Source organism: Arthrobacter agilis (genome assembly GCF_030816075.1).
Classification (GTDB): Bacteria; Actinomycetota; Actinomycetes; order Actinomycetales; family Micrococcaceae; genus Arthrobacter_D; species Arthrobacter_D agilis_E.
In genome coordinates, this window is sequence record NZ_JAUSXO010000001.1 from 3,508,091 (window position 1) to 3,531,306 (window position 23,216).

Genomic DNA, 23,216 nt, shown 5'->3' on the forward strand with positions numbered 1-23,216 from the left:
GGTTCGACGGCGACGCTCATGGTCAGCTTTCCTTCCGCATGCCGCGCAGCTGCACGGCGTAGGCGATGACCATGGTGATGATGCCCATGATGATGGCCACGGTGGCGGAGTAGTTGTACTGCTGGCCGGAGAAGCTCAGCGAGTAGGCGTACAGGTTCGGGGTGAAGAACGTGGAGATGGAGTTCGGCGCGAGGCTCTGCAGGATGGCGGGCTCGTTGAAGAGCTGGAAGCTGCCGATCACGGAGAAGATGCCGGCCACCACGAGGGCTCCGCGGATGGCGGGTAGCTTGATGGCGGTGACGAGGCGGAACTGGCTGGCGCCGTCGATCTCCGCGGCCTCGTACAGGGACTTCGGGATCACGCGGAGGGCGGAGTAGAAGATCAGCATGTTGTAGCCGATGAACTCCCACGTGACGATGTTGCCGATCGAGGCGAGGATCAGCTCGGGGGAGAGCGGGTTGGGCAGGTTGATGCCGAGAGCGCTGTTGATGTTGCCCACCAGGCCGAAGCGCGTGCCGTACATGAAGCCCCACATGAGGCTGGCGACGACGGCGGGCACCGCGTACGGCAGGAAGATCGAGATGCGGAAGAAGGACTTCCCGTAGAGCCGGCCGCTGTCCAGTGCCAGGGCGACCAGGAGGGCGATCAGCAGCATCACCGGCACCTGCACCGCGAGGAACAGGGTCACGCGGAAGAGCGAGGACCAGAACTGGGGGTCCTGCAGGGCCTGCGAGTAGTTCGCGAAGCCCACGAAGCCGTTGCCGCCCACGAGCTGGTTGCGGAAGAAGCTGAGGAAGATCGAGTACGCGATCGGCGCCAGGAAGACGAGCGCGAAGACCGCCATGAACGGGCCGATGAACAGCCAGCCGGACCAGGAACGCTTCTGGGGGCGCTTCTGCGCTCGCTTGGCGGGCTTCGGCTGCGTGCCGAGCACGGCCGGTGGGGGAGACGCCGTCGTCATGGGTGGATCCTTCTGACTGGGGACTGATGTTTGCGTAAACATAGCAGGGCTGGAAGCTCGATGTTTACGCAAACATTGTTGTTACGATGGTCACATGTCCTCACCACCGCGTCAACACCTCACCCGTGAGGACCGGCGCGTCTCGATGTCCGACGTCGCACGCCTGGCCGGTGTCTCGGCCCAGACGGTGTCGCGGGTGTCCAACGGCAGCCCGGGCGTCATCGAGTCCACGCGGCAGCAGGTCATCAAGGCCATGGACGAGCTCGGGTACCGGCCTAACAGCGCTGCACGGGCCCTGAAGCGGGGGAGTTTCCGGACGCTCGGCGTCATCCTGTTCACGCTCTCCACCACCGGGAACGTCCGCACCCTCGAGGCCATCGCCGCCCGCGCCGCGGAGGAGGACTACGCCATCACGCTGATCCCCGTCTCCGCGCCGACGCAGGCCGGTGTGCGGGGGGCCTTCTCACGGCTGAACGAGCTGGCGGTGGACGCGATCATCGTGATCATGGAGGTCCACCTGCTCGACGCCGCCACCGTGTCCCTGCCGCCGGGCGTCCACGCCGTGGTGGTGGATTCCGATGCGAGCGACGGGTACAGCGTGATCGACACGGACCAGGCCGACGGCGCCCGGAAGGCCGTGGAGCACCTGCTGGACCTGGGGCATCCGACGGTGTGGCATGTTGCGGGCCCGTCGGCGTCCTTCGCCTCCGAGCGGCGGGTCAACGCGTGGCGGACCACGCTGGCCGCGCGGGGTCGCTCGGAGCCGCCGCTGCTGCGTGGGGACTGGTCGGCGGACTCGGGCTACCTCGCAGGACTCAAGCTGGCGTCCTCCGACTGCACCGCGGTGTTCGTGGGGAACGACCAGATGGCGCTGGGGGTGCTGCGGGCCTTCCACGAGAAGGGCATCCGGGTGCCGCAGGACGTCAGCATCGTGGGCTTCGACGACATCCCCGACAGCACCTCCTTTAGCCCGCCCCTGACCACGGTGCACCAGGACTTCGCGGAGGTGGGCCGGCGCTGCGTGGACAAGGTGCTCAAGCAGATGCGGGAGAACTCGACGGAGCCGGGGCGGGAGCTCGTGCCGACACGGCTCGTGGTGCGGGAGAGTACCGGCGCACGGGGCTGAGCTCTAGGCCTCCTCCGTGGCGGCCGCGAACTGGGAGTTGTAGAGCGCGAAGTATGCGCCTCCCGCGCCCAGTAGCTCAGCGTGCGTTCCCTGCTCGACGATCGCACCCGCCTCCATGACGAGGATCAGGTCAGCATCACGGATCGTGGAGAGCCTGTGGGCGATCACGAAGCTCGTCCGGTCACGGCGCAGCGCTTTCATGGCGTGCTGTACGAGCACCTCGGTCCTGGTGTCCACCGAACTCGTCGCTTCGTCCAGGATGAGCACGCTGGGTCTGGCGAGGAACGCGCGGGCGATCGTGAGTAGCTGCTTCTCCCCGGCGCTGACGTTGCCGCCTTCGTCGTCCAGGACGGTGTCGTAGCCGTCGGGAAGGGAGCGCACGAAGCGGTCCACGTAGGTGGCGCGGGTGGCATCGAGCATGTCCTCCTCGGTCGCGTCCGGGCGGCCGTAGAGGATGTTGTCGCGGATGGTGCCGGCGAACAGCCAGGTGTCCTGCAACACCATGCCCATGCGTGAGCGCAGGTCCTTACGGGCCATCGTCGCGATGTCGGTGCCGTCGAGAGTGATCCGTCCGGAGTCGATCTCGTAGAAGCGCATCATGAGGTTCACGAGCGTCGTCTTCCCTGCCCCTGTCGGGCCGACGATCGCGATGGTCTGGCCGGGTTCGGCGACGAGCGACAGATTCTCGATGAGTGGTTGGTCCTCCTCGTAGCGGAAGGAGACGTCGTCGAACGTGAGGCGGCCCGAGGTGGTCCCCGGCGTCATCGCCGGCTGCGGGTCAGGGCGCTGCTCGTCGGCGTCGAGGAGTTCGAACACGCGCTCGGCCGAGGCGACGCCGGATTGCAGCAGGTTCGCCATCGAGCCGAGCTGGCTGAGCGGCTGCGTGAATTGCCGGGAGTACTGGATGAAGGCCTGGACGTCCCCGAGGGACATCGAGCCGCTGGCGACGAACAGGCCACCGACGACGGCGATCGCGACGTAGACGAGATTGCCGACGAACATCATGGCGGGCATGATGATGCCGCTGATGAACTGGGCACCGAAGCTGGCGGTGAACAGTTCCTCGTTCTTGGCGCGGAAGCGCTGTTCGACCTCGCGGTGCCTGCCGAAGACCTTCACGAGCGCGTGGCCGGAGTACGCCTCCTCCACCTGTGCGTTGAGGGCGCCGGTGTGCGTCCACTGCGCCACGAAGAGCTTCTGCGAGCGCTTGGCGATGGCGGTGGTGATCAGCAGGGTGAGGGGGATGGTGACGAGGGCTATGAGTGCGAGGGCCGGTGAGATCAGGAACATCATGGACAGCACCCCGATGACGGTGAGCAGGCTCGTGATCAGCTGCGCCAGCGTCTGCTGCATGCTCTGCCCGATGTTGTCGACGTCGTTGGTGACCCGGCTGAGCAGTTCTCCGCGGGGCACTTTGTCGAAGTACGTCAGGGGCAGGGCGTTGACCTTGGTCTCGACATCCTCCCGGAGCTTGTAGACCGTCTTCTGCACGATCGCGTTGAGGATGTAGCCCTGCAGCCAGGAGAACGCGGAGGCGAACACGTACAGCAGCAGCACGATACCGAGAACCGACTGGAGGGCATCGAAGTCGATCCCATGTCCGGGATCCAGGTTCATCCCACTCAGCATGTCGGCCCGCTGGTTGTCACCGGATGCCCGGAGCTGGTCGATGACCTGTTGCTGCGTCAGACCGTCCGGCAACTGCTTCGAGATGATGCCCTCGAAGATGATATTGGTCGCATGCCCGAGCATCCGGGGGCCGATCACGCTGAGGGTCACGCTCGCGATGGAGAGGCCGATGACGCCGATGACGCTCGCACGGTGCGGGCGCAGCCGTCCGACCAGCCGTTTGGCTGACGGCCCGAAGTTCATCGATTTCTCGACGGGCATCCCCATGCCGCCGAAGGGGCCTCCACCACCGGGCCCCCGGCGCACGGGAGGTCGCATCGGGGTCTCCGCCCTGCCCTGGGTCTCTCGGACGGTCATGCTGCTTCCTCCGCTCGGAGTTGGCTGTCGACGATCTCCCGGTAGGTCTCGGATGTCTCCAGCAGTTCGTCGTGAGTGCCGCGGCCGACGATCTCGCCGTCCTCGATCACGAGGATCTGGTCGGCGTCCACGATGGTTGAGACGCGCTGGGCGACGATGATCTTGGTGGCGGATCGCTCCGACCGGGCGAGTGCCTGGCGGAGCCTGGAATCCGTCGCCGTGTCCAGGGCGGAGAAGGAATCGTCGAACACGTAGATCTCACTCTTCTTCACGAGGGCGCGGGCGATGGCGAGGCGCTGGCGCTGGCCGCCCGAGACGTTGGTGCCGCCCTGGGAGATCGGTGCTCCGAGGCCTTCCGGCATCTGGCGCACGAACTCCGCGGCCTGGGCGGTCTCGAGGGCGGCCCAGAGCTCCTCGTCCGTGGCGGCCGGGTTGCCGTACCGCAGGTTGCTCTCCACGGTTCCCGAGAAGAGGTAGGCGCGCTGTGGAACGAGGCCGATGCGGCCCCACAAGAGATCGGGGTCGAGGTCGCGCACGTCGACCCCGTCGATGAGGACCGCACCGCCCGTGGCGTCGAAGAGCCGTGGCAAGAGGTTCACGAGCGTCGTCTTGCCCGCGCCGGTGCTGCCGATGATCGCGGTGGTCTCACCGGGCCGGGCCTGGAAACTGAGGTTGTGCAGCACGGGCTGCTCGGCGCCGGGGTAGCTGAATTCGACGTCGCGCAGCTCGACGAGGCCGGTGCCATGCAACTGGGTGACCGGCCGTTCGGGCAGTACGACCGAGGTGGGAGTGTCCAGCACCTCGGAGATACGGACCGCCGACACGGCGGCTCGGGGGATCATGACCGCCATGAAGGTGGCCATCATGACCGCCATCAGGATCTGGATGAGGTAGCTCAGGAACGCCGTGAGAGCTCCGATCTGCATGTCTCCGTTGTCGACGCGGAAGGAGCCGAACCACAGCACCGCGACGCTCGCGACGTTCATGATGAGCATCACGACGGGGAACACCAGGGCGAACAGGCGTCCCGCCCTGAGCGCCGTGCGCGTCACATCCGCGTTCGCCCGTTCGAAGCGTGCCGTCTCAAGGTCTTCACGGACGAAGGCGCGCACGACCCTGATGCCGGTGAGTTGCTCGCGCAGCACCCGGTTCACGGTGTCGATGCGCACCTGCAGCTGGCTGAACAGGGGCACCATGCGCACGACGATCAGGCCGATCGACACGAGCAGGACCGGGATCGCGATGGCCATGAGCCACGACAGCTCGACATCCTGCTGCAGGGCCATGATCACGCCGCCCACCGCGAGGATCGGTGCGGATACGAGAAGAGTGCAGGTTGTGAGGACGAGAATCTGTACCTGCTGCACGTCGTTGGTCGTCCGGGTGATGAGCGAGGGTGCCCCGATGCGCGCGACTTCACGCTCGGAGAACCCACCGACGTGCACGAAGATCGCCTCGCGCAGATCGCGGCCGAACCGCATCGCGGCCTTGGCCCCGAAATAGACGGCGATGATGGCGGCCGCGACCTGCAGGAGGGTTATCCCCAGCATCACGGAGCCGATCGTGAGAATGTAGCCGGTGTCGCCCGCGGCGATGCCGTTGTCGATGATGTCGGCGTTGAGGCTCGGGAGGTAGAGCGAGGCGATCGACTGCACGAGCTGGAACACGACCACGGCGATGATCAGATTCCGGTGCGGCCGGAGGTATCGGCCGATGAGCTTGGCGAGCATCATCAGTTCCTTTCGGCCGTCGCGCGTCCGGCGATACCCTGCTTGAGCAGCATCACGAGCTCGTCGACCGAGAAGTCCAGGCTCTCGCTGAACTGCGGGATCGCCGTGGCGAAGGCGATGAGCCGGATGAAGTGCGCGACGCGCTCCGGCGGGATGTTCAGCTGGTCGTCGTGGAGCTCCAACAGCTGCCCGATGAGCTGCGCGAACTCGTGGCGCTCGTCCCCGGCGGTTGCCGGGCGTTCCCCGCCGATCGCCGCCATCATCCTGATGGCGCCCTGGAAGCGTTCCGTCATCAGCAGGAGTATCGCGCGTAGCTTGTCCTCGAGTGGCAGCGCAGGATCTATCCCGCGCAACGCCTCGTGCAGCTCGAGTGGATCGAAGTAACGATCCACAGCGGCGGCGATGAGACTCTCCTTGTCGCCGAAAGCGCGGAAGATCGTGCCCTCTGCGATTCCGGCCGCCTCCGCGATCTGCTTGGAGGTCACGTCACGACCGCGTTCCAGAAGGAGCGGTATGACGGCGGCGATGATCATGTCCTGCCTGTCCTCGACCGACAAAGGCCTCGCACGCACTCCCTGCTTTTCCATAGGAGGAAGGCTAGTGGAGTGAGTGCTCACTCACAAGAGTCTCCGGCGCTGTATCAGTCGTCCCGATGTGGAGCCGAGGTAGTCCAGATATCGCAGCCACCCCATCGGGTGCTGAAGGATGCGGGAGTCGCCAGGAACCCGGAGACCGCGCTAGACGGGCGTTGAAACTCGCCCCTAATTTTAGAAGCCGTGTAGGTCCACCTTCTGCTCGAGGTGCGCTTCCGGGCGAGGGAGGTTTTCGCTGTCCCTGGACGCCACCGGCTCCGCGGGAAGCAGCTCAAACGCTCGCTCCGGGTCCTAGCGTGACCCTGATTGGTGTCTTCCTCGTGGGGTGCGTAATCTCATCCATGCGCCGCGGGGTGGAGCAGTTCGGTAGCTCGCTGGGCTCATAACCCAGAGGTCACAGGTTCAAATCCTGTCCCCGCAACAACAAGGCACCTACTTACGATCGGTCGAGTAGGTGCCCGAACTTCATCAGGCGGGTTTAGAGCGTTTCCTGAGGAGCGCTATGCCGCCCCCCACATAACCGCCTTCGGTCACTGTTCATCATCATTCGACATCGCGGTGGCAGTCTCCAACGCTTCTTCAACCGTCGCGTCCAAAATGTCGACAGTGGTGACTGCGTTGCCGGCTCCCTCGAATACGTACACGCGATAGCGAGCATCGTCCCGCTCCCAGGCCGAATCTCGCTCGTCCACATTTATCGCGCGCATCACACCAACTTACGTGCCGAGCCCCGTCCACGGGACGACGACCACAGCACAATCCAACGGTGCCCGGTGGAGGATCCTGCTGCGGACGCGTGGAGTGGTGGTTAGTCGACTGGCCACCACTCCACGCGTCCGCAGCAGGATCCCTCAGTGGGACAGAGCGGAGTCATCTGCGGCAAGCAGGCGGCTTGGGAAGTACAGCCTTAGAGGAGGCCCTTGTTCTCAGTAGGAACAGCCGGAGGGGCCGGAACGTTCGCTGCCGCTGTTAACGGGCGTGGGTGTATCCACGCCTCTGATCGCTTGAAACTTTCTGAGCCAGCAATTGCAAAGAGAAGGTACACGATCGATATGTAAGCCAGCATGCCTAACGTATCAAGCCAGGGCGGGATGACAGCAGCCTCGTTCAACAGTTCAACGAGGGATGCCGTCACCACGAGCACTACTGCGGATGTCGACACGGAGACAAGTAGAACCTCCACCACTCCTCGCCGGCCGAGTACCGCAACCGCGCGCGTCCGATCAGGCCATACATCGAAGTCGGCAACCATCTTGCGCCCGTCTAGGAAAGAAAGGAGCACATCGCGTCGAGCGAAATTTAAGACAGAATACTCCCCAAGTGCAATAAACATGCCTGCGACTCCAGCGACTGCTCCCAGGGCAAGCAGGACGCTAGATGCAAGACCTGGATGCAGTACCAACTGCTGGCTTCCAGTGATGAGAAGGAGCTGGCCGGGTACAAGTGCCCCTAGAACCATCGTTATGCGTCGGAGTGGTACACCGTTTCTTGCTACAAGCTTCCCGACCGCGAGCCGGTGAAGGCTTTGGTACACGGCTTTATCTTGAGCAAGTTCAGCGTCTACAGCCTCCTGCTTCCAAAAGTCGGCTTCTTTCCGGAGTCTTCCTCCAGCCGTGAGCTGACTAAGAGTCACGACAAGCCCCACCAGTGCCGCGAGCACTGCCACGGATGGAGCTACTAGGTCGCTGAGAAATTCTCCCCATGGGATGTCGCTGATCACGAATACAAGTATGAGCGGGTCGGCGCCCGTGCTGACACCGCAAGCAATCTGAAGTCCTCCGCCTCAATGAGGTGGGCGCGCAGAAGCGTCAAGGGCACAGCATGCGAGAAGGGTTGTTAGGGATCCTCACCCGGGTCACACTCGACGCGCTCGGACACATCCACGAGTGGATGCCCATCATGGTGCTTCTCAACGTGGTCAGGGGACAATACGAGGCATGAATGAGATCGCCATACACGGCCGCGAAAACGACCGAGACGCTGTCGTGTCTACGCCTGCTGGTTTCGTGCTCGTCGTGGGTGATTCCGGTATCGGAAAGTCAAGTTTCCTCTCGAGCTTGACCGTCTGGCCCGATGCCCCTTTAGTATCGAGTCCAATCGTCCTGAAGTCGGTAGAAGGTTCCTTACAAACGGCTCTCGCCGACGCAATCAGTGATTGCATGTCGCAGTACCTGACCGAAGCGCCCGACCTGGGTACCGCTTGGACCGTCGTGAAGTCAATCGCGAATCGGGCGACGACGGTTACCGGCGGTGAGATTGGTGGCGCGATTCTCGCTCGTGCTCTTACTTATGCCGAATCGAAGCTCGGAAAGGAAGTCATTGACATCGGTAAGAAGGTGCTCGGTGACGTCTCCAAAGGTGGCATTCTGGGCTGTGATGATCAACTAGCATCAATCCGAGTTCTTAATCGTGCGAAAGAATTGTGTGATATTGCTGCAGACTTCAGTCGGGCCGTAGGTCACCCCATTGTGCTGCGGCTCGACAACGCAGAGCGCCTCGTGCCATCTGACCGCGGGCTGCTGACGGAGCTCGTCGACGCAGTCGTCGGCTCGGTACGGATCGTAGCTTGTGTTAGGCCCCATCACGCGGCGGGTGATGAAATAATCTTGCAGGTAAAGATGCGAGGTGCTGAGCCGCATGAGCTGCTTCCGCTTGCGCAGCCCGCCATCGAAGAGTGGCTCAATTCCGCTCATGTGCCCCCGGCTCACTGGGATACGATCGTTCGACTCTCAAGCGGATATCCGTTCTTCATTGCCGATGCCATCCAACTATCAGGCGCGGAGGCATCCCTCGACAAGATCACCGCCCCGAATGGTTTTGACGTGCTCATGCGTGAGTCCTGGAAAAATATCCCTGAGAATCTTCGAGCAATTGCAGCCCGACTAGCTCCCTTCATTGACCCGCCAAGTGACGCCTTCATCCTTCAATATCTAGGGTTCAATGTTTTAGAATGGGGAATCCTGACGGATTCGTTGCTCGAATCGGGCATTTTTATCCGTCGCTCTGATGGTGAGGCCTGGTTCCACGATCGGCGGCGTGCCTTCATTTGGGAGCGGGTTCTCCCTGATAAGGCACGAAAGCACGTTGCTGGAGAAGCGTTTGCCGCCGTCTCATCGTGGGTGGACGGGCGGAGTAATTTTGAGCTGTGGGTGCCCTCTGCAGCGGCGGTTCTTGCGAGAGCCTCAGAGATATCGGCTGCCGGGAGTCTCACTCAGAATCTTCTTGCGCTGCCTGACGAAGGCATCGCTTTGCTGTGGGGTCTGATTGAGGTGATTGAGCCGGATTCACTACTCGCTCCCTTCGCCGAGATAGGGGAGGTGCTGCGTCATGCCGAGGCGCGGTCGGGCCGAGTGATAGATGCGCTGGTTACCATGGCGCAACTAAAAGAAAAAGGCTTGATTCAAACAGAAGAGGCAGATCACCTTCGCCTCGTACGCAGCAATGTTCAACAGAACAGTGACTATGCTGCTTTGCTCGGCGAGATTCAACTACGCTTTCACGCCACTCCGAGGCCACGCCTCGCAACAGCAACCTTCAACGCGTTCATACGTCCCGTAATGGGCTCGTTTAGCGCAGCGGTGATCAACCTAGGCACCTCAAGCCTCGCCGCGCATAAGGACCACGCGAGGGCGTTGCGTGACCCCGACGTCATCGAGAGTGCCGGCGATTTGATAGGTCTCGGGGCGACGGTAACCGTCGATGGCCAGCAGTTCAGCTTCACTACCAGATTCCGAAGTTTTGAGGCTAGAGACCAGGCAGAGCGAGCGGTGCTTGCCATTGCCGAGCGCACCCCGCGTGTACGACCCGAAAGAGTGCTTCCCCTGCCACAGCCGCGTCTGCGCTACGCACGCTATCGGATGGCGATGGACTTACTGGGGCTAAAGCTGGCGAAAACTTCATCGCCCACCCCAGAGGAAATCATCACTTTCCTCGATTTAAGGGCGCAGTACGCGACAGCGCTAGGAACGATCAGTACAGCCGACGAGGTTGAAGTGCTCAACTTGGGGCGCAGGCGCTTTCTCGTTGAGACACCTACAGGCTCTGACTCTTGGACCTCATTCGAGGTACGCACGGACAACGTGCGGCCAACACAAGACATCGCGGCCTTCGCATCCGATGCTCACAATCCGTTTTTCGAGCTTCAGCTGCGTGCCAATGGCTTCTTGGCTGGCAGGGAGCACATCGTTAGAACGACGACTCATTACGGCTCGAAGTCTTCGATCCCCCATCCGCTGACGGCAGTTGTGGATGACATAGACACGGCTGGTAAGAAGTACAACTCAGGGCTCCGGTCGGTGCTTTTTGCCCCTGATCCCGAAATGCTCGAGCGAGAGATTCACGGTGAGCGCCAGCGACTCATTAACGCGGTGAGTGCGTTAAAATCGGTGGGCGTCGAAGAAGCGACCGATCATCAGCCTTCGTTGCTCGTGGGCTTCTGGGAGGACACGGATGCAGGGTGGAGCGACTTCGGTAACTGGAGTGCGTGCGCTCTACAGGTTGACGATTGCCAAGGCCTCGTAGTTGTCCGAAGACTTCCGCGACGACCCACTGAACTCTCCGCTTGGCCCATAATTGCGGTACCCAACGAGTTCGGTGACCATGTCGGGGCAGTAGTATCTTCATGGTCACATGGTGGGGCAGACTCAATCATTTCGCCCCTGTTGGGATATTCCGACCACGATGCGCGCATGATGGACCTCAATACGCCAATCGGTCAAATGATTCGGAGCACGTACGACATTCTCGGCGAGTGAAATTACCTTCTGAGGCGGGCACAATGGTGCTGGCGGCATCTCAGCCCTCGCCCTTTTATCGTGGTGGTCGGTTCAGGAGCGACAGGATCTGGTCTGGTAGCGCATCACTAGCCTTTGAAAGGACTGTCTCAAGCGGTACTGCGTGATGCGATTGGTTCACATCGACCGCCTGCGTCCACACAACGGGTTTGTAGCGTGTGATCATCGACAGTCCGTAGAGCAGTACCCACCAGCTAAGGATTGGATCCAGTGATTTCTGCCCCGGGACGACCGACGGCATGAGTACCGTAGACCTCCTATAGCCGCGAAGGTGTAATTCGAAGTTTTCAAGCTCAAACTTTGCTAGATCAAGCCTTACGCCCTCATTATCGATGTGCTCTCCGTTGCCTGTGGTTGTAAGGAGTAGGGCCGGTTCAAGGTCCGGGTATTGACGCTTTATTGCCGCGCCGTTCTTTTCTGCATCTTGTTCGCTCAGAGGAATGGAGAAGTGACGCCGGCTGTACTGACCCGGAAGCGAACCGTCATAGACACGATTGACGAAGAGCGGAAGGGGATAGTTGGGCTGTGGGAAATCTAGAGAGACTTCGAGAACCATGTTCCATATTGCAGCCAGAGACACAGGCGTCTTTAGGGGATCTGAGTTAAGCAACCATGCGAGCCTACCGAATGATGAGTCAGTTCCGCCGTCTCCTCTGACCTCGCAGCTAAAGAGAGCGTCTGCTTTGAGGCTGTCTAGCTGCAAGAGTTTGAGCCCATGCCCCCGCACCTCAGGTGAAGTCGTCTTATCGGTGGGTGTAAGCGCCGCTGATATCGCCCGTCCTGCCTGAGACAGCCCGTAATACAAGTTGAGGGACCTTGATTCGTAACCGATGTGCTCAGCCGCCTTAAACTGCTGCTCAGCCTGTTCCAGAGCGCTCACGAATAGTTGTTTCCGGCTCTCGGGCATCCAGGTAGGAGGTCTGGAGCGAAGCGCGCGAATTCTGCGCCAGCTTTCCTTGGAGTCCTCTGAGTCACCTTCGAAGATGCGTCTTGGCATTAGACCATCTTCCGCCAAGTTGCTGCTTCTTTGGGGACGTGCAGCTGTGGCCCGTCCGTATTCGGTGAGAGCTTGCGCAATGTGCCCGCAAGCCGGTCCTCCACCGGGACGCCGCTTACCGGCATGAGCGAGGAAGAGCAGTCCTCATAGATGCTGACGTGGCTGGTTCCCGTATGACCCACCCGAGAAAGTGCCCGGTGATGGTGCCCTAACCGGGACACCTCTAAGTGGTCCTAGAGACCTCCACTGCCGCGCTGGCCGCGTGTGGCCTAAACGAACGTACGTGTCGCACCAGTCTTCGAGGCGATCCATCTCCTCGAAAGCGCTCGTCTTTCGCAGCGATACTCAGTGCCAGAATCAACGCACCTCTTCTGCTCGCCGCTGACGGGTCCCGCTACGTTGCAGGGCGTGGGGAGCCGCGGCGCTACGCGTCGGCGCCCTGAGCTGAGACGGGCTCAGAACAAGGGCCAGGGCACCGCCGGCATCTCACCGTGAGGAGCCGGAAACCGCCCGGTTGCTCGCAGGGCCGCGCAACGAGCAGTGAGCGACGCGATCTCCTCCGCGGTGAGCAGGTCCGCAAGCTCACGACCGAGCGACCCCTGAAGTCCCTCGCGGACACGATCGATGCCCTCGAGTTCCTCGGCTGTCAGCGCCTCACCGACCCACCCCCACAGCACCGTGCGCAGCTTGTGGTCCCGATGGAAGGTGAGCCCGTGGTCCACGCCGTACCGGTGCCCGTCACTCATCGCGAGGATGTGGTCGCCCTTGCGGTCGGCGTTGTTGACGACGACGTCGAACACCGCCATCCGCCGCAGCGCAGGGGTGTCTTCGTGGACGAGGGCGACCATGCGGCCCTTCTCGTCCTGGCCTTCGAGGACCTGCTTCCAGCCCGTCTCCGGCACCCCGTCGGCGGCAACGAGGTCCACGGCATCCTGGTCCGGGTCCGTCTCCTGCCAGAGCTGCACCATGCCCTCCCCGAAGGGACCGTTCCGCAGCCAAGTGCGGGGCACGATGTTCCAGCCGAAAGCCTCCGACACCAGGTAGGCGGCGACCTCCCGGTGGGCGAGGAACCCGTCGGGGAAATCCCACAGCGGTTTCTCGCCCTTGATCGGCTTGTACACGACCGCGGTGTCGCCGACGCTGCCCAGGAACGTGGCGTTCGATGCCGTCGTGATGCGGCCCGTAAGCGTCAGCTCGGCGGCCACCAGGTCGGGTGCCGGCATCAGACCTCGGGAAGGGTGCAGGTGTGCCCGTCGGCGTCGATGGGGTAGCCGCAGATCTCGCAGATCGGACGCCCGGCGCCCACGACCTCGCGGGTGCGCTTGGCGAAGGCGCGGGCGGTGCCGACCGGCATCCGCACCCGCAGCATCTCCGGCGCGTCGGTGTCATCGTCCTCGAGCAGCGGGTCCTCGTTCTCGTCGTCGACGAGCGGGTAGGCCTCGATGACGATCTGCGCCGTCGTCGGGTCCCACCCCAGGCTCATGACGCCGGTGCGGAACTGCTCCTCCACGGTGTCGAGCTGGTCGTTGTCCACGAGCTCGATGGGCGTGCTCGTGGGGATGCTGAAGGGGTTGCCGTCGAGGGTGATGAGCTGGTCGAGGACCTCGTCGATCTTCTCGGCGAGCTGGGCCGACTGCTGCTTCTCCATCGCGATACTCACGATCTGCTTGCCCGTGCGCACCTGCAGGTAGAACGTGCGTTGCCCCGGATCGCCGATGGTGCCGACGACGACGCGGTCAGGCCAGGCGAACTCGTGAACAGTTGTAGGCATAGGTCTACTTTAGGCTCATGCGGTCGGAGGCGTCGTGTGCCCCGCGCCACCGCCCACCGGCGCATCACCGGAGGGGACGCTGGCCGCCAGCCACGAGAGGTCCCCGGCGTCGGTATTGGTCGCATGGACGGTCGGCCGGCCGATGCCGTAGTTCACGATCGACACGGAGGCCGGGCCCACGGTGATGCGCTGGAAGAGGTCGAGGTGCATGCCGAGTGCATCGGCGAGGACCGACTTGATGATGTCGCCGTGGCTCACCGCCACCCACACGGCCCCGGGCCCGAACTCCGCTTCGAAGGCCGCATCGTGGCGGCGGATGGCCGCCACGGACCGCGCCTGCATCGCGGCCATGGACTCGCCGCCGGGAAACACGACGGCGGACGGCTGCGACTGCACCACCGGCCACAGGGCCTCTTTCGCGAGGTCGGTGAGCATGCGGCCCTGCCACTGGCCGTAGTCGCACTCGGTGAGATCGGGGTCGACCGGTGCGTGCGGGGTGCCGCCCTGGCGGTCGAGGAGGAACTGGGCAGTCTGCCGGCACCGTTCGAGGGGACTCGACACCACGCCGACGACGGGCACGGCCGCGATCCGGTCACCCGTCACGACCGCCTGGTCGCGGCCGATCCCGTCGAGGCTGACGCCGTCGGCCCGTCCGGCCAGCAGTCCGGACGCATTTGCTGTGGTGCGGCCGTGCCGCACGAGGAGAACTGTGGCCATCCACCCAGCCTAGCCACCCGCCCGACGGCGGAGTCCGCCTCCACGCCCGGGAGGGGTACGGCGTCGTCCGGCAGCCGGCGACCGCACCTCGGCCGCAGAAGGACCCGGTCGATCGGGTCCCGGGGGAACAAGCCGCGCCGGGCATGCGTTAGGCTCGATATATCAAGGGGAGTACTCCCGTCTGTGATCGGCCCGTCAATACGGATGCACTGAAGCATTCCGGGCCCATCGGTTCCGGTTCCGTCCGGGGCGGAGGAGACCTTGGCGCCTCTGTCCGACGCCTACCCTTTGGAGCCCCCTCATGCAGGTCACACCACTGATCTGGTTGATCACCCTCGCCGTGACGATCCTCTTCTTCGTCTACGAGTTCTTCGCGCACGTGCGCAAACCCCACGAGCCGACCATCGCCGAATCGGCGCGGTGGTCCGCGTTCTACATCGGCCTCGCGCTGCTGTTCGGCGTCGGGATCGGCGTCGTGTCCGGCTGGACCTTCGGCGGTGAGTACTTCGCCGGCTACCTGACGGAGAAGGCCCTGTCGATCGACAACCTCTTCGTCTTCCTCATCGTGATGACCGGCTTCGCGGTGCCGAAGAAGTACCAGCAGAAGGTGCTGATGATCGGCATCATCATCGCCCTGGTCCTCCGCGGCGGGTTCATCGCCATCGGTGCCGGACTGATCGAGAACTTCTCCTGGGTCTTCTACATCTTCGGCGCCCTGCTGCTCTTCCTGGCCTACAAGCAGGCGTTCGGCAGCCATGAGTCCAATCCGGCCGACGGCAAGTTCATGCAGCTCGTCCGCCGGGTGCTGCCCGTCACGGACGAGTACCACGAGGACAAGCTCACCGTGAAGAAGGGCGGCAAGCGCTTCGTCACCCCGATGCTGCTGACCATCATCGCGATCGGCTTCGTGGACCTGATCTTCGCCGTCGACTCCATCCCCGCGATCTACGGCCTGACCAACGAGGCCTACATCGTGTTCACGGCCAACGCGTTCGCCCTCATGGGTTTGCGGCAGCTGTTCTTCCTCATCGGCGGGCTGCTCGAACGCCTGGTCTACCTGGCGCAGGGCCTCGCCGTCATCCTCGCGTTCATCGGCGTGAAGCTCGTGTTCCACGCCCTGCACGTCAACGAGCTGTCCTTCATCAACGGCGGCCAGCCGCTGCTCTGGGTGCCCGAGATCCCCATCTGGTTCTCGCTGCTGTTCATCGGTGCCACGATCGCCGTCGCCACCATCGCGAGCCTGCTCAAGACCCGGGGCGACGACGGCAGGAACGACCGCCACCTAGTGGACGGCACGCAGGTGACCGCGGCCGATCCGGAGGACCGCGCGGGGGATCCCGACGCCGGCGAGACGACAAGCTCCACGGCGGGCGCCTCGAAGTAGCCCCACCGGCGACGGCCACCGCCCCCGCAGCTGCGGGAGCCGGTGGCCGTCGTGTTTCCAGGCGGAAGGTCAGCCCTTCTCGTAGCCGCTGATGGCATCCACCTTCGCCGCCGAGGCACTGGAGGGATCGAACACGTAGCCGAGCCACTCCTTGGCCAGGCGCCGGGCCAGCTCGACGCCGATCACGCGCTGGCCCATGCAGAGCACCTGGGCGTTGTTGCTCAGGACCGAACGCTCCACCGAGTAGGAGTCGTGGGCGGTCACGGCGCGGATGCCGGCGACCTTGTTGGCGGAGATCGCCACCCCGAGGCCGGTGCCGCAGATCAGCAGGGCGCGGTCGGCCTCGCCGCTCTCCACCTTCCGGGCCGCGTCCACCGCGATGTGCGGGTAGTCGACGTTCTCGGAGCGTGAGATCCCGACATCCACCACGCTCTCCACCCGGTCGTCGGCCTCGAGGTCCTTACGCAGAACCTCCTTGTAGTCCAGTCCGGCCTCATCACTGCCGATGACGATGCGCAGTTTCTTCTCGCTCATAGCTGGTTCCTCCTCCTCGTTGGTCGTGGGATTCGTACTTCATGGTCCGAGGACAGGCCGTCCGCGTGCTCGATGCCCGCGGACCGGCTCCTATGCAATCATCGCCCTTCCGTGCGCGAGGGCACCACCACGTCCTCGGGCACGACGCGCCGGGCGGGACGCCACCCGCACCGGCGGCACGGGGGTTTATTTCGCCACGGATGGCCTGCAGGTGCGGATCATGCCGTTGACTGGTTGCTAGCCGGCAGAGCGCCGGCGCTACGAAGGAGACATCATGGCCACCTGGCTGATCACGCGGCTGCTCCACAGGACTCGGACGCGCCCTCGCGGAGGCCGCTCTCCAGCGCGGTGACAACGTGGTCGCCACGGCCCGCGACGCCTCGACCCTGGCGGACCTCGCGGCGGAGTACCCGGACACGGCGCTCGCCCTCTCCCTCGATGTGACGGATGCCGGCCACATCCAGGCGGCAGTGGAGCGCGGCACCGGCAGGTTCGGCGCGATCGACGTCCTGGTCAACAACGCCGGCTACGGATACCGCGCCGCCGTGGAGGAGGGCGACGACACGGACGTCCGTACCCTGTTCGACACGCACTTCTTCGGCACGGTGGACCTGATCAAGGCCGTACTGCCGCAGATGCGCGCCCGCCGTACGGGCACCATCGTGAACCTGTCCTCGATCGGCGCGCGGATCACCCCGGCCGGTTCCGGCTACTACGCAGCCGCGAAAGCTGCGGTCGAAGGGCTCACCGGATCGCTGCGCAAGGAACTGGAGCCCCTCGGCATCACGGCGATGGTCGTCGAACCCGGCGGATTCAGGACGGACTTCTCCGGCCGGTCACTCCAGCAGTCCGCGGAGCCCATCCACGACTACGCTGACACCGCAGGCAAGCGCCGCAAGGAGAACGACACCAGCCACGGGACGCAGCCCGGGGATCCTGCCAAAGCGGCAGCGGCCATCATCACCGCGGTCAGTTCCGCCGAGGCTCCCGAGGTGCTCGTGCTCGGGGCCGACGCGACCACGGCGCACGTCGGCGTCCTCCAGGCTCAGCTCGCCTCCCTTGAGGCCTGGCGGCACGTCAGCGAGAGCACCGCTGTCGCCGAGTAGCTGCACCCGTTCCCCTTCCACCCGGGCCGACCAACACCTCGGTCGGCCCCACCACCCCGAGGAGACATCATGAAGGTCCTCATCACCGGAGCCCACGGGAAGGTCGGTCGCGTCACGACGCAGGCCATGATCGACGCCGGGCACGAGGTGCACGCCACCGACCTCACCCGTCCAGGCTTCGAACGCAAGGCCGACGACGCCCCCCGCTACACGATGGCGGACCTCACCGACGCGGGTGAAGCCTATGCCGTCGTCCACGGCGCGGACGCCGTCGTGCATATCGCCGCCATCCCCGAGCCGACCGGGAACCCGCCGCACGTGGTGTTCCAGACCAACCTGATGGCCACGTTCAACGTCCTCGAAGCGGCGATCCGCTTCGGCGTGAAGCGCTTCGTCTACATCTCGAGCGAGACCGTGCCCGGGTTCTTCTTCCCCGAGCGCGATTTCCTGCCCGAGTACGCACCGGTCGACGAAGAGCACCCCATCCGCCCGCAGGACCCCTACGCCCTGTCCAAGCACTTCGGCGAGCAGCTCATGGACGCCGCGGTCGCCCGGTCGGACATCCGCTGCATCTCCATCCGGCCCAGCTGGGTCCAGTTCGAGGGCAACTACGAGCACAACCTCGGGCCGCAGATCCGCGACGCCTCGGTGCTGAGCCCCAACCTCTGGAGCTACGTCGACGTCTACGACCTGGCCGACGCCATCGTCCTTGCCACGGCCTCGGACCTGCCGGGGCACGAGGTCTTCTACATCGCATCGCCCGACAACGTGGGTGGCTACGACTTCGCCGAGATCCTCACGAGGTACTACGGCGACCGGATCGAACTGCGCGACCTCGACCGCACGGACGCGTCAGGTATCTCCAGCAGGAAGGCGCGGGCGATGCTCGGCTGGGCGCCGCACAGATCCTGGCGGGACTACCTCGACGCGGACGGCAAGGCCCTCCCCGGGTAGGCCACCGCCGCATGCTTACGGCCACCAGCTTCCGGTGGTCGCAAGCTTTAGGCGCCCGCGGTTCCGCTGGATCAGGTCCAGTAGAGGAGCCTGGCCGCCGGCAGGCGCCGCTCCAGCTCCTCCGTGAACCAGCCGCGCATCTCCGTCATGGTCTGCTTCGGGTACACGTATTTCACGCCGCCGAACTTGGACCGCTTCTGGCTCCGCAGGTCCTCGTCCATCTCGAGCCGGGTGCGCGGATACCAGCCGAGCAGCACCTCCTTGCTCGCGGGCGTGAAGCGGTGCGTGATGATCTCGGCGGTGAGGTCGAGGTCGTCGATGCCGGCGACGGCCGCGGCGACGTCGTCGAGCAGTGCCCCGTACTGCTCACGCCAGCCGGGGATGGGCATGATCGGGGCAATCGTCAGCCCCACCCGATAGCCGGCCTGCGCCACGGCCCGGAGAGCTGCGAGCCGTGCGGGCATGCGCGCGGTCCCGCCCTCGAAGCGGTTGGCGACCTCCGCGGCATTGACCGAGAAACGGATCCGCGTCCTGCGCCCATGGTCGAGGGTCACGAGCTCACCGACGTCGTCGAACTTGGTGGTGAAGCGCAGCTGCACGTCGGTGCCGAACTCTCCCGCCCCGACGCGGGAGATCGCGGCAGCGAGCGAACCGGTCACGCTCTCGATGCCGAGGGGGTCGGTGTAGCAGGACAGTTCGAACGTCGTCCCCTCGTCACCGCGCTCGAGGGTGCCGCGGGTGACGGACCCCCTGCCGGCATGGGTGCGGATCCCGTCCAGCACGTCGTCGAGATTGGCGTACGCGCGGGTCACCGGCGGGCCCTGCAGGGAGCCGGCGAGGTAGCAGTACTGGCAGTGCGCGGGGCACCCCTTGGCGAGGTCGATCCGCCAGTCGGCGCTCGGCGGGATGGGCTGCGGCTTGAGCGCGCTGGGAGGGGCCACGACCACGGCGAGCGTGTTCTTCGCCGACGCGTAGGTCTCGCGCTCGGTGGCACCTCGGAGGCCGGTCAGTGCGTTCCCGGACAGGAACCGGATGTCGTCCACCCCGGCGAGTTCGCATCGCCGGACGATCTCGGCCGTGTGCGGAAGATCGGCGGCGGCCCGCGTGATCAGCACGTGCTTGGGGATCCACAGCCGCGTGGGGGAGAGCGTGGTCAGGTCCAATTCCCGGGTTGTCATCACCCTGTACAACAACCGTCCGGACGGGTCTGTTCCGCTGGATCCCGGGGCCAGGGGGTTCCGCCGCGGAACCACGGGGGAGCACCGGCAGCGTGGCGTACGACGGCGTGGGGCTTCAGCTCCGGCGGGTGAGCACGGCGAAGGAGGACGCCCCGATGAGGAGGAGGGCTCCCATCAGCAGGGTCATCACCATCGGGGCCTCCGCCCCGAAGCCCATCGCGAGGGTAGCCGCACCGGCCAGGGGCAGCGACGCCAGCCCGACGTGGGCGAGCGACCGCGTCAGGATGCTGTCGTCGCGCTCGTCTCCGGTCTGCGTCCAGGCGCGCTCGAACGTCGAGGCCTGACGGGGCCTGCGGATCACCCGCCATGCCATCACCAGGGCGCCGGCACCACCGATGCCGAGCCCGACCATGAACCCCGGCACCATGTTCCCGGGAGCGTGCTCCTTCAGCAGGAGGACGGCGACCACCACGAGTCCGAGGACCAGCAGGAGGATGCCCGCCGCGATCGCGGTGCGCTTGGCGGATAGGTCAGCTCGCATGGAAGATCTCCTCTACTGCACGTCCGAAATGGCGGGCGATGGCGATGGCAAGGGGAAGCGAAGGATCGTACCGGCCGGTCTCTATCGAGTTGACGGTCTGGCGGGAGACCCCGAGGGCCTCGGCCAGCTCCCGCTGCGACACGCCGCCCTCGGTGCGGAGCGCGCGGATACTGTTCTGCATGCGGCCCCCACCTCCGATAATGTAAAGCATCCTTGTCCTGACAAGGATGCTTTACATGCGGAGTGCCTGTCAATCAGGAATGATCCCCCCTCCGGGTCCGGGACCTTCGGGTTCGGGCGTCCTGGCCAGAGGATGAACAGGCCCGAGCGGATGGGGCTTCTCCTGGCCCTCGTTCCATGGACGACAGTGTCGGGCACGGCAGGACGTGCCATCGGGTCTGGGCGTGTCTGAACGATCCGCTGTGTCGTGCGCCTTTGTACACAAGAAAGAACAGCTTTACGCCGAGGCTGGTGCCACGGCGAGGGATGGGCCAGTGCGCCCTCTGATCAGCCGACGATGCCCCAATTGACCACTGGAACAGAGGGTGCTCCGTCGAGGCTCGCGTCTGTATACACTTGTGTGCACAAAAGCATGGAGGCACGGATGTCAGCTGCACCCACGGAAATGCTCACCGAGAACACCGAGGTCGTCGTCGTCGGTGGAGGCAACGCCGGCTTCACCGCCGCCCATGCCGCCGCTGTGCGGGGCCGCGCCGTCATCCTCCTCGAGAAGGGCGAGCAGGACATGGCCGGCGGCAACAGCTTCTACACCGCAGGGGCCACGCGGATCGTCCATGATGGGCTCGACGATCTTCGGGACCTCGTCGAGGCCGGCGAGCGCCACGGGACGACGACCGTCCCGGCCTACAGTGCCGAGGAGTACGCGGCCGACCTTGCGAAGGTCACCGAGGGGCGCAATGACCCCGAGCTCACCAAGGTGCTCATCGCGGAGAGCCAGTCGACGCTGCGCTGGCTCCACGGTCTCGGGCTGAAGTACCGGCTGATGTACGAGCGGCAGGCCTACGAACGCCCGGACGGCAGCTACCTCTTCTGGGGTGGTCTGCATGTGGGGAACGTCGGAGGCGGAGAAGGCCTCATGGCGGACCACACGCGCGTCGCCGGCGAGCTCGGTATCGACGTGCGGTACGGGCAGCGGGCCACCAGCCTGGTCGTGGAGGACGGGCGCGTCGTGGGTGTCGTGGTCGAGGGCGCCGAGGGGGCCCGGACCGTCAGGGCCGAATCCGTCGTCCTGACCGCCGGCGGGTTCGAATCCGACCCCGCACGGCGACGGGAATACCTCGGTGAGGGATGGGAGAACGCGAAGGTCCGTGGGACGCCCTACAACACCGGTGACATGATCGACGCCGCCCTGCGGATCGGGGCCGACAGGGGCGGGGACTGGAACACCTGCCACAGCGTGCAGTGGGATGCCTTCACGGCCACGAACGAGAGCAACCGGGAACTGACGAACCGCCTCACCCGCCAGAGCTACCCTCTGGGCATCATCGTCAACACCGAGGGCAACCGGTTCCTGGACGAGGGTGCGGACTTCCGCAACTACACCTACGCCAAGTACGGCAAGGAGATCCTCAAGCAGCCCGGCTCCGTCGCCTACCAGATCTTCGACGCGAAGCTGAGGCCCATGCTGCGCACGGAGGAGTACGACATGCCCAGGATCTCGGTGGAGACGGCCGACACCATCGAGGAACTCGCGACGAAGATCGGTGTGGACCGGGACGCTCTCAGGCGCACCGTCGACAGCTACAACACCTCGATCGACCGCAGCGTCCCCTTCGATCCCACCGTCAAGGACGGCCGCAGGGCCGACACCACCCCGGTCAAGAGCAACTGGGCCTCGCCGCTGGAGACCGGGCCGTTCTACGCCTTCGGCGTCACCTGCGGCATCACTTTCACCTTCGGTGGCCTCAGGACGGATACCCACGGGCGGGTACTGGACACCGCGGGTGAGCACATCAGGGGCCTCTACGCCGCCGGCGAGATGCTCGGTGGCCTGTTCAGTACGAACTACCCCGGCGGAACGGGATTGGCAGCCGGGTGCGTGTTCGGCCGGAGGGCTGGGGACCTGGCGTAAAATTTGTGCACACTCAGCAACGAGATGTCGCTCACCAGCAGAAGGAACCCAGTGACGAACGCCGCTCTCTCCGCACGTGCTGACAGCGACGCGATCTTCGTCATCCTGCGCGACGAGATCCTCACCGGAGTCCACCAACCCGGGACCCCCATGCGCGAGGTGGCGCTGGCGGAGCGATTCGGCGTCTCCCGGACCCCCATCCGGGAGGCGCTGTCCCGCCTCCAGCAGGAACACCTCCTGAGGCGGGTGGACCGGGGCCTGCAGGTGCCGGAGATCGACCCCCAGCAGGTCATCCATGTCTACGACATGCGGATCCTCCTGGAACAGGAAGCCGCTGCCCAGGCAGCCACGGCACGGCAGTTCACGAACCTCATGCGGCTGGAGGCCCTCGTGGAACGGGACCGGTGCCTCGTCGAGCCGACCGACCAGACCCGCCGGACCACGAATCTCGAGTTCCACGCCGCCGTCTGGGCGAGCACCCACAATCCCGTCCTCCAGGATCTGCTCAAACGCCTCTCGACACACCTGATCCACGCGCCCAAGTCCACCCTCTCCGTGGGCGACCGGTGGGCGGAATCCCTCGACGAACACGAGCAGCTGGTCCAGGCCATCGAACGGCGGGACGAAGCCGGCGCCCGGGAGATCGCCGGCCGCCACATGAGGACCGCCCGCGAGATCCGCCTGCAACTGCTCCGCAAGTCGGCGCTGGAGCAACTGGCCGCCTCGCCCTGACCGGGCCGTCAGGGCATCGCT

General features: G+C 64.7%; 21 protein-coding genes and 1 tRNA gene. 8 read left to right on the forward strand and 14 right to left on the reverse strand.

Features of this window, described 5'->3' with window-relative positions; all coding sequences use genetic code 11:
• Positions 1-22: 22 nt before the first annotated feature.
• Positions 23-961 carry a carbohydrate ABC transporter permease gene (locus tag QFZ50_RS16575; protein ID WP_307086010.1) on the reverse strand — a complete coding sequence of 313 codons (939 nt, stop codon included), beginning with the start codon at positions 959-961 and terminating at the stop codon, positions 23-25.
• Between the two features lie 94 nt (positions 962-1,055).
• On the opposite strand from QFZ50_RS16575, the gene QFZ50_RS16580 reads away from it, so the two are divergent.
• The gene (locus QFZ50_RS16580; protein WP_307086011.1) at positions 1,056-2,087 is read left to right on the forward strand and encodes a LacI family DNA-binding transcriptional regulator; all 1,032 of its coding nucleotides are present in this window, start codon (positions 1,056-1,058) and stop codon (positions 2,085-2,087) included.
• A gap of 3 nt (positions 2,088-2,090) precedes the next feature.
• Here the strand turns inward: QFZ50_RS16580 and QFZ50_RS16585 are convergent, their stop codons facing one another.
• Genes QFZ50_RS16585 through QFZ50_RS16595 form a run of 3 tightly spaced genes read right to left on the reverse strand, consistent with a single transcriptional unit; the run spans position 2,091 to position 6,336 of the window.
• On the reverse strand, positions 2,091-4,073 hold the full coding sequence (locus QFZ50_RS16585) for an ABC transporter ATP-binding protein (RefSeq protein ID WP_307086012.1): 1,983 nt from the start codon (positions 4,071-4,073) through the stop codon (positions 2,091-2,093).
• Positions 4,070-5,803, reverse strand: a complete 1,734-nt coding sequence (locus tag QFZ50_RS16590) for an ABC transporter ATP-binding protein (protein ID WP_307086869.1) — start codon at positions 5,801-5,803, stop codon at positions 4,070-4,072. The genes QFZ50_RS16585 and QFZ50_RS16590 overlap by 4 nt, the downstream gene beginning before the upstream one ends.
• Positions 5,804-5,805: 2 nt before the next feature.
• Complete coding sequence (locus QFZ50_RS16595) at positions 5,806-6,336, reverse strand: TetR/AcrR family transcriptional regulator (protein WP_307086013.1); 531 nt, start codon at positions 6,334-6,336, stop codon at positions 5,806-5,808.
• 407 nt (positions 6,337-6,743) lie between these two features.
• Between QFZ50_RS16595 and QFZ50_RS16600 the strand changes: the two genes are divergently transcribed.
• Positions 6,744-6,817, forward strand: a tRNA-Met gene (locus tag QFZ50_RS16600).
• A gap of 109 nt (positions 6,818-6,926) precedes the next feature.
• Here the strand turns inward: QFZ50_RS16600 and QFZ50_RS16605 are convergent.
• Positions 6,927-7,103 carry a hypothetical protein gene (locus QFZ50_RS16605; RefSeq protein WP_307086014.1) on the reverse strand — a complete coding sequence of 59 codons (177 nt, stop codon included), beginning with the start codon at positions 7,101-7,103 and terminating at the stop codon, positions 6,927-6,929.
• A gap of 200 nt (positions 7,104-7,303) precedes the next feature.
• Positions 7,304-8,116 carry a hypothetical protein gene (locus tag QFZ50_RS16610; RefSeq protein ID WP_307086015.1) on the reverse strand — a complete coding sequence of 271 codons (813 nt, stop codon included), beginning with the start codon at positions 8,114-8,116 and terminating at the stop codon, positions 7,304-7,306.
• A 217-nt stretch (positions 8,117-8,333) separates the two neighbouring features.
• Here QFZ50_RS16610 and QFZ50_RS16615 point away from each other — a divergent pair, with 217 nt between their 5' ends.
• A complete protein-coding gene (locus QFZ50_RS16615) occupies positions 8,334-11,150 on the forward strand; it encodes a hypothetical protein (RefSeq protein ID WP_307086016.1) in 2,817 nt (938 codons plus the stop codon).
• 55 nt (positions 11,151-11,205) lie between these two features.
• On the opposite strand, the gene QFZ50_RS16620 is transcribed toward QFZ50_RS16615, so the two are convergent.
• The 4 genes from QFZ50_RS16620 to QFZ50_RS16635 all read right to left on the reverse strand — a co-directional run bounded on the left by QFZ50_RS16620 (position 11,206) and on the right by QFZ50_RS16635 (position 14,674).
• A complete protein-coding gene (locus QFZ50_RS16620; protein ID WP_373462289.1) occupies positions 11,206-12,186 on the reverse strand; it encodes a YaaC family protein in 981 nt (326 codons plus the stop codon).
• A gap of 455 nt (positions 12,187-12,641) precedes the next feature.
• The gene (locus QFZ50_RS16625) at positions 12,642-13,409 is read right to left on the reverse strand and encodes an SCO1664 family protein (RefSeq protein WP_307086019.1); all 768 of its coding nucleotides are present in this window, start codon (positions 13,407-13,409) and stop codon (positions 12,642-12,644) included.
• Positions 13,409-13,957 (reverse strand): DUF3090 domain-containing protein, encoded by a 549-nt coding sequence (locus QFZ50_RS16630; RefSeq protein ID WP_307086021.1) that lies wholly within the window; start codon positions 13,955-13,957, stop codon positions 13,409-13,411. Before QFZ50_RS16630 ends, QFZ50_RS16625 begins: the two co-directional genes overlap by 1 nt.
• A 15-nt stretch (positions 13,958-13,972) precedes the next feature.
• Positions 13,973-14,674 (reverse strand): MSMEG_4193 family putative phosphomutase, encoded by a 702-nt coding sequence (locus QFZ50_RS16635; RefSeq protein ID WP_307086023.1) that lies wholly within the window; start codon positions 14,672-14,674, stop codon positions 13,973-13,975.
• A 301-nt stretch (positions 14,675-14,975) separates the two neighbouring features.
• On the opposite strand from QFZ50_RS16635, the gene QFZ50_RS16640 reads away from it, so the two are divergent.
• The gene (locus QFZ50_RS16640; protein WP_307086024.1) at positions 14,976-16,058 is read left to right on the forward strand and encodes a TerC family protein; all 1,083 of its coding nucleotides are present in this window, start codon (positions 14,976-14,978) and stop codon (positions 16,056-16,058) included.
• A 69-nt stretch (positions 16,059-16,127) separates the two neighbouring features.
• Here the strand turns inward: QFZ50_RS16640 and QFZ50_RS16645 are convergent, their stop codons facing one another.
• Complete coding sequence (locus QFZ50_RS16645; protein WP_307086027.1) at positions 16,128-16,592, reverse strand: ribose-5-phosphate isomerase; 465 nt, start codon at positions 16,590-16,592, stop codon at positions 16,128-16,130.
• A 356-nt stretch (positions 16,593-16,948) separates the two neighbouring features.
• On the opposite strand from QFZ50_RS16645, the gene QFZ50_RS16650 reads away from it, so the two are divergent.
• Together QFZ50_RS16650 and QFZ50_RS16655 are read left to right on the forward strand one after the other, a co-directional pair.
• Positions 16,949-17,698 (forward strand): SDR family NAD(P)-dependent oxidoreductase, encoded by a 750-nt coding sequence (locus QFZ50_RS16650; RefSeq protein WP_307086028.1) that lies wholly within the window; start codon positions 16,949-16,951, stop codon positions 17,696-17,698.
• Between the two features lie 69 nt (positions 17,699-17,767).
• Positions 17,768-18,652: an NAD-dependent epimerase/dehydratase family protein gene (locus tag QFZ50_RS16655; RefSeq protein WP_307086030.1), complete on the forward strand. Its 885-nt coding sequence runs from the start codon at positions 17,768-17,770 to the stop codon at positions 18,650-18,652.
• A 71-nt stretch (positions 18,653-18,723) separates the two neighbouring features.
• Here the strand turns inward: QFZ50_RS16655 and QFZ50_RS16660 are convergent, their stop codons facing one another.
• From QFZ50_RS16660 to QFZ50_RS16670, 3 genes are all read right to left on the reverse strand, one after another.
• Positions 18,724-19,830 carry a spore photoproduct lyase family protein gene (locus QFZ50_RS16660; protein ID WP_307086032.1) on the reverse strand — a complete coding sequence of 369 codons (1,107 nt, stop codon included), beginning with the start codon at positions 19,828-19,830 and terminating at the stop codon, positions 18,724-18,726.
• Positions 19,831-19,945: 115 nt separating this feature from the next.
• Positions 19,946-20,371 (reverse strand): hypothetical protein, encoded by a 426-nt coding sequence (locus QFZ50_RS16665; protein WP_307086034.1) that lies wholly within the window; start codon positions 20,369-20,371, stop codon positions 19,946-19,948.
• Complete coding sequence (locus QFZ50_RS16670) at positions 20,361-20,552, reverse strand: helix-turn-helix transcriptional regulator (RefSeq protein ID WP_307086036.1); 192 nt, start codon at positions 20,550-20,552, stop codon at positions 20,361-20,363. The genes QFZ50_RS16665 and QFZ50_RS16670 overlap by 11 nt, the downstream gene beginning before the upstream one ends.
• Before the next feature lie 423 nt (positions 20,553-20,975).
• On the opposite strand from QFZ50_RS16670, the gene tcuA reads away from it, so the two are divergent.
• Positions 20,976-22,463, forward strand: coding sequence for an FAD-dependent tricarballylate dehydrogenase TcuA (tcuA, locus tag QFZ50_RS16675; RefSeq protein ID WP_307086038.1), 1,488 nt, complete (start codon positions 20,976-20,978; stop codon positions 22,461-22,463).
• 51 nt (positions 22,464-22,514) lie between these two features.
• Entirely contained in the window at positions 22,515-23,195 is a 681-nt protein-coding gene (locus QFZ50_RS16680) for a GntR family transcriptional regulator (RefSeq protein WP_307086040.1), read from the forward strand.
• Positions 23,196-23,216: the final 21 nt, after the last annotated feature.

Coding starts and splice junctions, on each gene's coding strand:
- QFZ50_RS16655 (WP_307086030.1), top strand. CDS start 17,768: ATGAAGGTCCTCATCACCGGAGCCCACGGGAAGGTCGGTCGCGTCACG.
- QFZ50_RS16575 (WP_307086010.1), bottom strand. CDS start 961: ATGACGACGGCGTCTCCCCCACCGGCCGTGCTCGGCACGCAGCCGAAG.
- QFZ50_RS16595 (WP_307086013.1), bottom strand. CDS start 6,336: ATGATCATCGCCGCCGTCATACCGCTCCTTCTGGAACGCGGTCGTGAC.
- QFZ50_RS16665 (WP_307086034.1), bottom strand. CDS start 20,371: ATGCGAGCTGACCTATCCGCCAAGCGCACCGCGATCGCGGCGGGCATC.
- QFZ50_RS16605 (WP_307086014.1), bottom strand. CDS start 7,103: ATGCGCGCGATAAATGTGGACGAGCGAGATTCGGCCTGGGAGCGGGAC.
- QFZ50_RS16630 (WP_307086021.1), bottom strand. CDS start 13,957: ATGCCTACAACTGTTCACGAGTTCGCCTGGCCTGACCGCGTCGTCGTC.
- QFZ50_RS16670 (WP_307086036.1), bottom strand. CDS start 20,552: ATGCAGAACAGTATCCGCGCGCTCCGCACCGAGGGCGGCGTGTCGCAG.
- QFZ50_RS16645 (WP_307086027.1), bottom strand. CDS start 16,592: ATGAGCGAGAAGAAACTGCGCATCGTCATCGGCAGTGATGAGGCCGGA.
- QFZ50_RS16635 (WP_307086023.1), bottom strand. CDS start 14,674: ATGGCCACAGTTCTCCTCGTGCGGCACGGCCGCACCACAGCAAATGCG.
- QFZ50_RS16615 (WP_307086016.1), top strand. CDS start 8,334: ATGAATGAGATCGCCATACACGGCCGCGAAAACGACCGAGACGCTGTC.
- QFZ50_RS16585 (WP_307086012.1), bottom strand. CDS start 4,073: ATGACCGTCCGAGAGACCCAGGGCAGGGCGGAGACCCCGATGCGACCT.
- tcuA (WP_307086038.1), top strand. CDS start 20,976: ATGTCAGCTGCACCCACGGAAATGCTCACCGAGAACACCGAGGTCGTC.
- QFZ50_RS16590 (WP_307086869.1), bottom strand. CDS start 5,803: ATGCTCGCCAAGCTCATCGGCCGATACCTCCGGCCGCACCGGAATCTG.
- QFZ50_RS16625 (WP_307086019.1), bottom strand. CDS start 13,409: ATGCCGGCACCCGACCTGGTGGCCGCCGAGCTGACGCTTACGGGCCGC.
- QFZ50_RS16580 (WP_307086011.1), top strand. CDS start 1,056: ATGTCCTCACCACCGCGTCAACACCTCACCCGTGAGGACCGGCGCGTC.
- QFZ50_RS16620 (WP_373462289.1), bottom strand. CDS start 12,186: ATGCCAAGACGCATCTTCGAAGGTGACTCAGAGGACTCCAAGGAAAGC.
- QFZ50_RS16660 (WP_307086032.1), bottom strand. CDS start 19,830: ATGACAACCCGGGAATTGGACCTGACCACGCTCTCCCCCACGCGGCTG.
- QFZ50_RS16640 (WP_307086024.1), top strand. CDS start 14,976: ATGCAGGTCACACCACTGATCTGGTTGATCACCCTCGCCGTGACGATC.